At 57.4% G+C, this 3,268-nt stretch carries 1 protein-coding gene; it reads left to right on the plus strand.

Going from position 1 to position 3,268, the window contains the following annotated elements; translation table 11 throughout:
- Positions 1–65: 65 nt before the first annotated feature.
- Positions 66–3,200: a Calx-beta domain-containing protein gene (locus ACFOET_RS08235; protein WP_456320330.1), complete on the plus strand. Its 3,135-nt coding sequence runs from the start codon at positions 66–68 to the stop codon at positions 3,198–3,200.
- Positions 3,201–3,268: the final 68 nt, after the last annotated feature.

Below are 3,268 nucleotides of genomic sequence, written 5' to 3' on the forward strand. Positions count from 1 at the left end.
TACACTATACGGTGGCCGGCACGGCTACTGCTGACGCCGACTACACGGCGATCACGGGAGCGGTGGTGATCCCTGCGGGTCAGAACGGCGTGACGGTACCGGTGGCGGTGCTGGATGACAATATCATCGAAACGGATGAAACGGTGGTGATGACCATCACGGGCGGCAGCTCGGCCAGCTTCACCTTCACGGCCGGAGCGAACGGTGAAGCCACGGTGGTCATTGCGGACGACGAGCGCAGCGATCCGGCCAGCCAGGTGCTGTCGGTTACGGCCAGTGTGCCGGATGCGGCAGAACCCGGCACGGACGGGGAGTTCACAATCAGCCTACCTGCGGGAGTTACCTCAAGCGAGGACATTACGGTGAATTATACCGTGTCAGGTACAGCCCTTGCCGATACGGATTACACGGCCATAACGGGGAACATTGTCATCCCTGCGGGCCAGAACGGTGTTACAGTGCCGGTCGCGGTGCTGGACGACCGGATCATCGAAGGGGACGAGACGGTGGTACTGGAGATCACCGGCGGCAGCTCTGNTAGCGTGCCGAATGCTGCCGAGCCTGATGTGGACGGGGAGTTCACGGTCAGCCTGCCTGCGGGTGTTACATCCGCGGCGGACATCGCGGTGAGCTACACCATAAGCGGCACGGCTACGGCGGGCGACGACTACGCGGCGATTACAAGCACGCTGACGATCCCTGCGGGTCAGAACAGCATTACGGTTCCGGTGGATGTGCTGGATGATCAAATTATCGAAACAGACGAAACAGTGATCATGACCATCACGGGCGGCAGCTCAGCCCGCTTCAGCTTCGAGGCCAGCGCCGATAACGAAGCCACGGTAACCATAGCCGACGACGACCGAGCCGATCCAACCAAGATGACCCTGTCGGTATCGGCCACTGTGGATGCGGCCGAGCCGAGCTCCAACGGCGAATTTATGATTAGCTTGCCTTCGGGAGTAACGGCAACGGAAGACATCCTGATAAATTATAATGTGACAGGTACAGCTACCAGCGGCATGGATTATACGGCACTTTCCAGTTCGATAATCATCCCCGCTGGAGCAAACAGTATTGCTATACCAGTAGCGGTGATCGATGATCAGATCATTGAAAGTACCGAAACGGTAGTGCTGACCCTAAACGGTGGCACATCAACCAGCTTCACCTTTACGGCAAGCGGTACTGATGGCGAAGCTACAGTGAACATCGTCGACGATGAGAGCATGGTTTCGGCGAACCTGGAGCTTACCATCAGCAAAACAGCCGACGGTGCTGAACCGGATACTGATGGTGCCTTTACCATCGGACTGCCTTCAGGAATAACAGCATCGGAGGACATCACGGTTAGTTACACCGTTACCGGAACCGCCGAGGCAGGAACTGACTATACGGCCCTTACCGGCACGGCCGTGATCGCCGCAGGTCAGAACGCTGTCGTCGTCCCCGTGGTGGTAATGGATGACCAGCTCATTGAACCGACCGAAACGGTCATTGCCACGCTCACCGGCGGCAGCAGTGCCAGCTTCACCTTCACAGGTGCGGGCAGTGCGACGGTGAACATCGCGGACGATGAGAGCGCGGTGCCAGCGAACCTGGAGCTTACTATCAGTAAAACAGCCGACGGTGCTGAACCGGGCACTGACGGTGCGTTCACGATCAGCCTGCCTTCGGGAATAACGGCAGCGGAGGACATTACGGTTACCTACACCGTTACAGGAACCGCCGAGGCGGGAACGGACTATACGGCTCTCACAGGCACGGCAACTATCCCAGCGGGGGAAAGCGGTATCGAGGTGCTTGTCAGAGTAATCGATGACCGGATTATCGAGGGTACCGAAACGGTGGTGTTGACGTTGACTGGTGGCACTTCGGCGAATTTTACCTTCACGGGCACGGGTAGTGCGACAGTGGAGATCGAAGACGATGAAAGCACCGTGCCGGCGAATCACGCACTGAGCATCAGCAATAGCGGTAATGCGTCCGAGCCCGGTACAGACGGCGCCTTTACCATCAGCCTGCCTGCAGGCGTTACAGCGGCTAAAGATGTCACGGTAACTTATACGGTAGGCGGCACCGCCACCGCGGGAGAGGACTACGTCGCCCTTAGCGGCACGGTGGTGATACCGGCCGGTCAGAACAGTGTTACCCTACCGGTAATTGTCTTGGATGATGACCACACAGAGCCTGAAGAAACGGTGACTGTTACCCTCACAGAGGTGTCTTCTCCAGGCATCACCGTAACTATAGGCACCGCAAATACGGCAACAGTGATCATTGCGGATGATGACAACTATTCAGACCTGGCCGTGACCATGGCGGTGGATAATGCATCACCCATGGTTGGAAGCCAGGTGGTCTTTACCATCGAGGTGACCAACGCGGGCCCTGAAAGTGCCACCGGCGTTGAGCTGCTGGGCAGGCTGCCGTCCGGGTATACGTTCGAATCGGCGGAAGCATCGGCGGGCAGCTATGACGCGGAATCCGGTGTCTGGACGGTTGGCGGTCTGGCAAGCGGTGAAAGCCGGACGCTGCGGATCACGGCCTCGGTGAATGACGAAGGTGACTACCTGAACCGTGCTGAAGTTCGCGGTAATGAAAACGACCCGGATAGTGGGAACAATGTGGCGGAGATAACGGTCACCCCGGTGCGGCCTCCGCAGGCAGTGGATGACGCTGTCAGCGGAACCTCGAACAGGGCTTTAACCATTTCGGTATTGGGTAATGATAGAGAACATACCCATCCTGTGGATGCGGCCTCGATTGAAATTGTCAGCCCGCCGCAGCACGGCACGTTGAGCATCGGTACGGACGGTACGATCACCTATATCCCTGCAACTGGATATGTGGGCGAAGACCGGTTCTCTTACCGCGTGAAAGACAGCGAGGGCCACTGGAGCAATGTGGCCCAGGTAACCGTGACGGTAACGGCCAACCCGCTGAAAGTGCCGAACGTCTTTACGCCAAACGGCGATGGACAGAACGACCTATTTGAAATCATCGGCCTGGAAGGGTACGACCGGGCTGAGCTGGTGGTGTTTAACCGCTGGGGCAACGAGGTGTACCGGCACAACGACTACGATAATTCGTGGGGTGGCGGGGATATCCAGGAAGGCACGTATTATTATGTGCTGACGCTGCACAAAGGGAACAGCCGGCTGGAAGAGAAGGGCTGGGTGATACTGAAGCGGAAATAGTATGGTTAGTTTGATTATGCAATAGAAGATCACAAGATGAGACGTAATGCACATAGTTATCTGCTGGC

This window comes from Parapedobacter deserti (assembly GCF_042646065.1).
GTDB lineage: Bacteria > Bacteroidota > Bacteroidia > Sphingobacteriales > Sphingobacteriaceae > Parapedobacter > Parapedobacter deserti.